The following is a 9,159-nucleotide window of genomic DNA, read 5'->3' on the forward strand; positions in this document are numbered from 1 at the left end:
TTGTTTAAAATTGATGACAACTTGAAACTACTTCATTTAGATTTGTATGAAAACTCCTAGCATCAGTATTCAGGGGCAATCTGTTCAAGTCTTGTATTTTTAAAGGTTTGCTCAAAAAGCCTAAAACAGGGTTATAATCTTTTGACTTTATTTTATCTTCAATATTTACAGAAGAAGAGAGCATAATGACAGAAACTAGCGAATTAAACTTTTCTTTTTCTAATGCTTCCAAAAATTGCCAGCCATTCATCTCAGGCATATTAATATCTAAAAATACTAAAAATGGTTTTTCGGAATTTTGGTTTTCCCTTATATACTTAAGAGCTTCATTACCATTAAGGAAACTGATTGGACTTGAATGAAAATTACTTTTAGAAATTACATGCTTATTCATAAGATGAATTAGCTTATCGTCATCAACCAAAATCAAATTGAAATCAACAAGGTTTAAGGTAGGTTTAAAATCTTCTGATTGAATAAAATCTTGCTCAAGATTTTTAATTTTTATGGTCTTATCTGATATTTCTTTAATGGCTTTATCCATTTCAAGCCCATTACTCAATAATTCATTTATGACTTCCTTTTCAGATATTTTTCTAAAATCTTTACATTTCAAAAACGATAACAAACTCAATATTTTGGCGAGAGGAGCTCTTAAAGCATGTGACTGATCCCAGACGAGCTCTTTTAACATGAAATCCTGAGCTTCAGCAATTTGTTTGAATTTTTGGTTCACAGAGAAATCATGAAATATAATATATACCAATTCTCTTCCATTAATATCAATCAAACTACAAAACGCTTCAATATCGTGTATGGTATGATCTGATTTTTTGCTTTTGATTTTTAAATTCTGCTTATTATTGTTGCTGCCTAAACTAATGACTTCATTAAATCCATTTTTAGTTTCTAAAATATCATCAATGTATAATTTCAAAAACTCTTGTTTTGAATATCCAAAGTAAGTTTCAGCGGCCTTATTCGAATCCAGAATCCTACCGGATGTAAGGTCAAAAAGACACATTGAAGATATGTCATTATAAAAAATAGTTTTGAACCAAATGTCGCTACCTATAAAAGCACTTTCAGATTGTTTTTTATAGGTTATATCTATGGCTATCCCTGCATTACCTTCAATTTGACCAATTGAATTACCTATTCTAAAAAACTTGGCATAAAGAAATCTAATAGTCCCATCTGGTTTTAAAATTCTGAATTCAAAATCTACTTTTTCTTGAGTTTTGTATTCATCCATTTTCATTAAGAAATACCCTATATCATCAGGATGTACATAACTTTCAAGAAAATTCTTATCCGGATTTAGGTTTTCTCTTGATCTTCCTAAAATATTTTCAAAGGCTTTACTGACAAAAATGAGCTGAGATTGATCCAGATTTTGAATCCAGAAAATCTCATCAGCATTATTTGTGAACTTATAAAATGAATTCTCAACATCATCCAAAAAACTAGGCCTCTTTATTTGAAGGGGTATTTCGGAAAATTCGGCAAACAAAGTAACTTTACCTTCAAAATCAACTAAAAACCTTTTTACTTCAACAACAAACACGTGTTGATTTTTGGTGCAAATTCGAAATTTTTCCCCGTTCCGATCCTTTTCTAATCTAGACAAAAACTTAATTTTGGAACGTTTGCGATCTTCTGGAGCAAGAAGTTTCCAATATTCTAACCCTTGATATTCTTGTTTTTCATATCCAAATAATTCGGTAAATACTGTGTTTGCAAAAAGGATCTTATTTGACGACAAATCAACAATTACAACAGCCTTTGAAAGCTGAAGTAATGTTGATTTTGTATAAGATCCTTTCACAAGCATAACTACTAAGGCTTAGGTTTGATATTTTTATTTTTAATGATAATGATTCACATACACAATTATTAAAGTCAATTTTTGCAAAACTTCAATTTTGCTTTTATGCCAATTACTTGCGCAATGTTATAAAATAAGGAAATTCCCCTGTCTTATATTTTCGTTTGTTGGGATGTTTTTTTTGTAGATTTTGGATTTACTATAAATCCTAAGCACCCTGGATTTTTTATAAGTTCTCGAAATATTATCAATTACTTCCAAATCATTTTTGACATTCCCCACAAAGAAGATGTCAGGTATAGTATCTATTTTATCCACTTTGTTGTCGACATTTTCAGGGACCACACTGACACCTAAACACCTGTATCGTTCCATAGAGAGTGCTTTCTTTATTATATTCACTAAGGTTCTGTCTTTTTCGATTATATAATAATTGATCACTGGTAGTTCCATATTATATTCTTTATTTCTGTTCATTTCGCTCCAACTTAAATTCTCACCACTATTCAAAAATTTTTTCACAGATGTATTTGAATTCTGGTTGTAAAAAATCCTAAATCCTTACACAATTACATCTCAACATCTTTTAAACATTGGTTTTAATCTTTCACAAATAAGTACTTACTGACTATTCCGGCGAGTATTGCCCCTAAAATTGGGGCTGCTATAAAGACCCACAATTGACTCAAAGCTTCTGTTTCTGCAAATAATGCTTGACTTATACTTCTTGCTGGATTAACAGAGGTATTTGAAATGGGAATACTGATCAAGTGAATCAATGTCAAAGTCAAACCAATAACTATCCCTCCAAAACCTTGTGGGGCTAGCTTGTCTGTAGCTCCAATAATTACTAGCAAAAAGAAGAAAGTAAGCACAGCTTCGGCTACAAATACAGAGACTAGGCTATATCCTCCTGGAGAGAGGTCACCATATCCATTGGAGGCAAAACCACCGACAATAAAAGATCCTGTTCCTGATAAAATAAAATAAAGTAGCGATGCGCTAACCACAGCTCCTAATATTTGGGAAAGCATATAAGGTAGAGCTTCTCTAATATGGTGTCTTCCCGCTATATATAGGCCTACGGTAACTGCAGGATTTAAATGTGCACCGGATATATGACCAAGGCCGTATGCCATAGAGACAACTGTCAAACCAAAGGCTAATGAAACGCCAAGGAAACCTATTCCTAGTTCAGGGTAAGCTGCAGCAAACAAAGCGCTTCCACAACCCCCAAAAACCAACCAAAAAGTACCTATAAATTCTGCAAGTAATTTTTTGACCATAAAACCTCTTATCTATTATTTTTGTATTTATTTGATTTAGTAGTCCTCCTTGATTAACTGAACCATATAAAGGTTCAAGTCAATATGAGATTCAACACCAATTTTTTTCCTTATGCGGTACTTCCTTGACTCTACAGCTCTTACTGTACTATATGTCAGTTCAGCTATTTCCTTGGTGAAAAAATCAAGTCTCATGAGAGCACATATTTTAAAATCCATTGAATTTAAATCCGGAATTAAAGTTTCAAGCTTTAATACAAAATTTGGATATCTCTCTACGAATTCTGTTATAAACAATCCTCCATTACCTTCCTGTAAAAGAAATTTTACCCAGGATTTATTTTCGAAAGACTGATTCAAATTTTCCGAGTTGTATTTTTGCCTCTTGATTCCATTGTAGGTTTCTACAGATGCATAATTATTTATCATAGTATTAGATTTTAAATAGACAGAAGCTTTAATCAATTATTGAATCATAATGAATAGACTGATCTTTTTAGATCAGCCCATTCATTAAAATCAAATCCGCTAAATCACATTAAACACTCTTGTTTGATTGTGATACTCAAAAGAAGGATTAACTGTACAAAAGGTCAAAAAAACACATCCTACAAAGGTACTACACACCATAAATCACTAAAAAAACAGCCTTAAAATGACATAGAGCCATATTTTGATAAAAAGCTGTACACAAATAATTTTCAATAATTTCTTAAAAATTATTAACATCAAACTGTAAACAAATAGTAAAAGATAAGGCTCTAATTGAAATTTGACATATTTGACAATGAAATTTCAGATTTAAAAAATTGAATTTCAAATATTGATAAGCACTGTATAAATTCATAAAAAAATGAAGGTTCCTTAGAAGTTAATAAAATGTATGTTACTCCAATAGAGAGAATTCTTTACCGCCTATTTTATTTGACTTAAATCATGGTTAGTTTGCCTAGAAGATTGTTAGAGATTGAAAAAAACGTATAAGAACCAATACGATATCTTTCTTAATCTGCTATGGATAATTTAACAAAATGAAGTATGCACTTTAAAAAACATCATAAACTTTTGACCCAATCAGAAAGGTCTACTGAGGAGTCTATATCCAGTTTTTTCCGGAGTCTATATTTTTTCATTTGAACAGTTTTCACCTGTACAAAAGTGCTTTTTGCGATTTCTTTAGTAGAAAAATCAAGGTAAATCATCGCGCATAGCTTAAACTCCTCACTCGATAAGGAGGGATTCAAGTTGTCAAGTTTGACAAAAACAGTATTGTAATATTCTTTAAATAAAGGCAAAAAGGCAGGGTCGTTATCCTTAGCCATTTTTATCACTTCTTCACAAGATGACTCAACTATCCTTTCTAGCTGGACTCGCTCTTCTTTCAATTTATCCAGGTTTTCTTCGAAAAGAATTATCTTTCTTTTTCTCTTTTGAATTACCCATAAAAGGTATACTCCAGATGAAGAAAACACTAACAAAAGCATGAACAGAGTTTTTTTATTTTTATCAATAATTTCCAACTCTCTTTCTTCACTCAATCTTTCAGTAGTTTCAAGTGCCAAAGTAAAACCTTTTAGCCTTTCTTCATTTAATAGAACGTTTGCTTGAATTAATTTTGACAAATAAACTAGTTCCATAAATTCATTTCCAACCCCTCTATTGTATTGAATCATTGAAAAATATGCCGATTTGAGAAATCTTGGTCTATTTATTCTCTCTGCTACTTCAATTGCCCCTTCAATTAAAGGCAATGCCTGTTCAAATTGACCGTTTTTTAGATGATAATCTATTACACAAATATTTGCAAAAAATTTATCATGGATAGTATTAGTTGAAGATTGACTATCTTTTTTTATTCTTTCAAAGTAAAAATCAATTGAATCTTTTGGCGAATTATTGTTTAAATGATAATTAAATAAAAACACCGTTTCCATCGGGTACTTCATGTGGCTTTGAGCTTTATAGACATAATGGAGAGCAGAATCAATCATTCCTACATTCATATATCTATAAGCCATGGAGCCATACACATACCTCACTTTTCTTTCCCAGTCGTAAACGTCTGGTATTTTCAAAATTATTTCTACGGCTTCATAACTTTTTTCCAATGATTTACCCAATAGCCCTATTTGATAGTAATATTGAGCATACTCCTGTTTCAATATATAAGTCAAATCAGGATCGTTGAATCTTTTCAAATCTTTCTCAGCCTCAACAAGATAGTGAAGACACTCATCGTATTTGTGAATGATCCACATTACATTAGCCATTTCCAATTTAGCAAATGTCCTCTCTCTTTCATTTAATTTAGCCTCATCAAGACTCAGTAGATCCAAAAGAAAGTTAACAGCTTCATCATACTCTCCTTCAGTTTTGAACGAAAGAACTTTTTTAGAAATATATTCACGGTCAAGAGGTTGAGACTTTACCTGAAATACTGGTACTGTTACTATTAAAAAAAACTGTAGTAATCTTATTTTCATTATTCACATTTATAATTTTTTTTTAAAAATTTAGTTTCAATAAGTATTGGTAATCAACAGAATATATAAAGGTTGGTTGATTCAATCATACACTTATTCAGTAACTGTAATTAAAACGGGTAAGGCATCGCTAAAATCATAACTATAAACTTGAATTTTATTCTACTGATTTTTTTACTAAAATAGAAAACCCAGTTCAAAAATGTAAATTAAAAGTAAAACAAAGTAAATTATTAAAAAACATAATCAAACATTGATTTCAAATTATCCAAACTCTAAAAGCAAAATATTTAAGTATATATTTTGCTTTTAACAAATTAAAATAATCTATAATCTTTTAACCCAATCAGAAAGGTCTAATGAGGAGTCTATATCCAGTTTTTTCCTGAGTCTATATTTTTTCATTTGAACAGTTTTCACCTGTACAAAAGTACTTTTTGCGATTTCTTTAGTAGAAAAATCAAGATAGATCATCGCGCATAGCTTAAACTCCTCATTCGATAAAGGGGGATTCAAGTTGTCGAGTTTGACAAAAACAGTATTGTAATATTCTTTAAATAAAGGCAAAAAAGCAGGATCGTTATTCTTAGCCATTTTTATCACTTCTTCAAAAGATGAGTCAACCATCCTTTCTAGCTGGACTCGCTCTTCTTTCATTCTATCCAAGTTTTGTTCGAAATGAATTATTTTTCTTTTTCTCTTTTGAATTACCCATAAAAGGTAAATTCCTGATGAAGAAAACATTAACAATAGCATTAACAGAGTTTTTTTATTTTTATCATTGATTTCCAACTCTCTTTCTTTACTTAACCTTTCAGTAGTTTCAAATGCCAAAGTAAATCCTTTTAGCCTTTCATTACTCTGTGAAGCTCTTGCCTCATTTAACTTTAACGAATAATGCAGTTCCATAAATTCATTTCCTATCCCTTTATAATATCGAACCATTGCATAATATGCAAATATGATAAATCTTGGTCTATCTATTCTATCTGCCACATCGATAGCCTCTTCAATTAAAGGGAATGCCTGTTCAAATTGACCATTTTTTAGATAATAATTAATCACACCAATATTTGCAAAAAATTTATCATGCAGGGTATTCGTTGAAGATTGACTATCTTTTTTTATTCTTTCAAAGTAAAAATCAATTGAGTCCTTGGATACATTTTTATTTAGGTGGTGATTATACAGAAACAATGTTTCCATAGGATACTTTTTTTGACTCTGGGCCTTATATATGTAATTGAGAGCTGAATCCTGCATACCTGCTCTCAAATATCTATAAGCCATTGAACCGTATAGATACCTAAGTTTCCTTTGCCAATCGTCCACTTCTGGAATTTTCAAAATATATTTTAGTGCCTCATAACTCTTTTCCAAGGATTTATTTACAAGCCCCACATTATAGTAATATTGGGCATACTCCTGATTCAATTTATAACTCAAATCAGCATCTTCGAACCTTGTTAAATCTTTTTCAGCCTCCAAAAGATAGTAAAGGCATTCATCGTATTTTTGAATGATCCACATTACATTAGCCATTTCCAATTTAGCGAAAGTTCTCTCTTTTTCAGCTAACGTTGCCTCATCAAGACTCAGTAAATCCAAAAGAAAATTTAAAGCTTCTTCATACTTTCCTTCTGTTTTAAAGGCTAAAACTTCCTTAAAAATATTTTCACGGTCAAGAGGTTGAGATTTTACCTGACAGACTGGTAGTGTTACTATTAAAAAAAACTGTAGTATTCTTATTTTCATCATACTCCTTTAAAAATTGAGTCATTAATTAACAATATAAAACACCGAGTTCATAATTTACAGAGCATGGATACCATAAATAGAAGAACCAATAATTAATAAATCTCCTTCAGAAATTATTTACTCTTAATTTAACATGGAAATCACAAATTTCATTGAATTTTAGAGCTCATATAAATGTTTTTTTAAGTTGAAAAGTACATTTTTATAAATTTGAAAGTTAAATTTTAAATAAAGCATGATTCTCATTTTTGTCTTTAAATCTATTTAGCAGATTAGAGTGATAAATCAAACATTAGTCAAAATCTTGCTGAAGATGTTTCTACAGCTATTTTTATGAGAAAAGCCATTAGTCACTCTTTATATTGATTACAGTATTGGCATCAGTTTTAGATAATTCAAGATCAATGACATTTACAATATCTTGGGATATCAATTTTTAGGATGGAGATCGTTTATCAATAAGAACCTGAAGAGGAACGGCCCCACAATTAGGTCCCTTATCGAAAATTTTCCTTTTTACAATTACAATCTCTTATTTGAACTTATCATGAAAAAATTATAATCTTCATTTTCATATTTATATTTCCATTTATAGTTTTGGGACAAGGGAACGTATCTATCAATGAACTAGCACCTAAGACTACCCATGAAAATTCATCAACAGATTCCATTAATCACGGTCCCGAAGAAGGAGTTATTGTGCCATTATCGGCAGAAACTGAATTTGCCAGCACAACTTGTTTCTAACCAATCCATCAAAAAAATATCAAGCATTTGAAAAAACTGAATGGTCTGTCCAGTAGGAGATGTAGCAGATATTGTGAAAAATAACATCGCGCTAGTTTTCCCAATGAGTTAAATACAACTCCTTACCCATAGAATCTAACTTCTTAAACTCCATATTTCAAAGTTAAAACCATCTCTTACCTTCTTAAATACAAAATCATTATTTAGAGAAAAAATGGGGGCTTCTAGATTAATTAGGTTAAAAAATATTCCATCACCCTTGGAATCTGCCTGAAAAATGTCGAAGCCCCCAAACTCTTTATTCCTTTCGGGTAATACGTAGAACCATCTTCGGTTTTTCAATTTAACATAGCTTGTAAATATATAAACCCACTAAAACTTCTTGAGTACTAAAGTCAGCTGTTATTGATATATTATTCAGTGCATCTTTTATGCGCATCTATTGAAATAAATATTTAAATCATACACAACGTTAATGTATATATCCTATGTAAATTGCAATCATGCAAAGCTTTTTAAACATATTTTGACTAAATAAAGAAACTGCTATCAGTGTGTTTTGACACATACTACACAAAGCAAAAACTATTATTGAGTCGAATATTTTATTTTTCCTATAACACCAACCAACGGGCGACCAGATTCTGAGTCTGTAAAACAGAATCTTTATTAGTGATGATGTAAAAATAATTCATTATATCCCAGTCTGCGATTTTTTCGCTACGCATATCTACTCACCTAATATTTTATTAGATAAATATTTAAAAATACCCTTAAAGTAGATCTAGTATGTGATTTTTAATTGAATATTTCAATGAAAAACTCCCTCTCTATTTTGATCAAAAAACAAGTAGATGTCTGTTTGCTTGATTAGGGATACAAAAATTGCCGAGAGTTTTCACCCCCGGCAGTTTTACTTTCCATTATTGGTCAATCCTTCATTTCACTTTAATCCTGTTCCCTGACCACCTGGATCCAGCCTTTGAACTCATGTGTCCTGCCTGTCCTGTCCGTCCCTCTGAAAATATAGAAGTACGTACCCGCTACCTGACCAGGG

6 protein-coding genes are annotated in these 9,159 nt (G+C 31.0%); all 6 read right to left on the bottom strand.

Features of this window, described 5'->3' with window-relative positions:
• Positions 1 to 4: 4 nt before the first annotated feature.
• Positions 5 to 1,834 (bottom strand): PAS domain S-box protein, encoded by a 1,830-nt coding sequence (locus CLW00_RS19715; RefSeq protein ID WP_106135433.1) that lies wholly within the window; start codon positions 1,832 to 1,834, stop codon positions 5 to 7.
• A gap of 120 nt (positions 1,835 to 1,954) precedes the next feature.
• Positions 1,955 to 2,305: a hypothetical protein gene (locus CLW00_RS19720; RefSeq protein ID WP_106135434.1), complete on the bottom strand. Its 351-nt coding sequence runs from the start codon at positions 2,303 to 2,305 to the stop codon at positions 1,955 to 1,957.
• A gap of 122 nt (positions 2,306 to 2,427) precedes the next feature.
• Positions 2,428 to 3,114, bottom strand: a complete 687-nt coding sequence (gene aqpZ / locus CLW00_RS19725) for an aquaporin Z (RefSeq protein ID WP_106135435.1) — start codon at positions 3,112 to 3,114, stop codon at positions 2,428 to 2,430.
• A gap of 36 nt (positions 3,115 to 3,150) precedes the next feature.
• Positions 3,151 to 3,543 (bottom strand): helix-turn-helix transcriptional regulator, encoded by a 393-nt coding sequence (locus CLW00_RS19730; RefSeq protein ID WP_106135436.1) that lies wholly within the window; start codon positions 3,541 to 3,543, stop codon positions 3,151 to 3,153.
• A 626-nt stretch (positions 3,544 to 4,169) separates the two neighbouring features.
• Positions 4,170 to 5,597 carry a helix-turn-helix transcriptional regulator gene (locus CLW00_RS19735; RefSeq protein WP_106135437.1) on the bottom strand — a complete coding sequence of 476 codons (1,428 nt, stop codon included), beginning with the start codon at positions 5,595 to 5,597 and terminating at the stop codon, positions 4,170 to 4,172.
• A gap of 327 nt (positions 5,598 to 5,924) precedes the next feature.
• Positions 5,925 to 7,355 (bottom strand): helix-turn-helix transcriptional regulator, encoded by a 1,431-nt coding sequence (locus tag CLW00_RS19740; protein WP_106135438.1) that lies wholly within the window; start codon positions 7,353 to 7,355, stop codon positions 5,925 to 5,927.
• Positions 7,356 to 9,159 lie beyond the last annotated feature (1,804 nt).

The organism is Mongoliibacter ruber (assembly GCF_003003005.1).
GTDB lineage: Bacteria > Bacteroidota > Bacteroidia > Cytophagales > Cyclobacteriaceae > Mongoliibacter > Mongoliibacter ruber.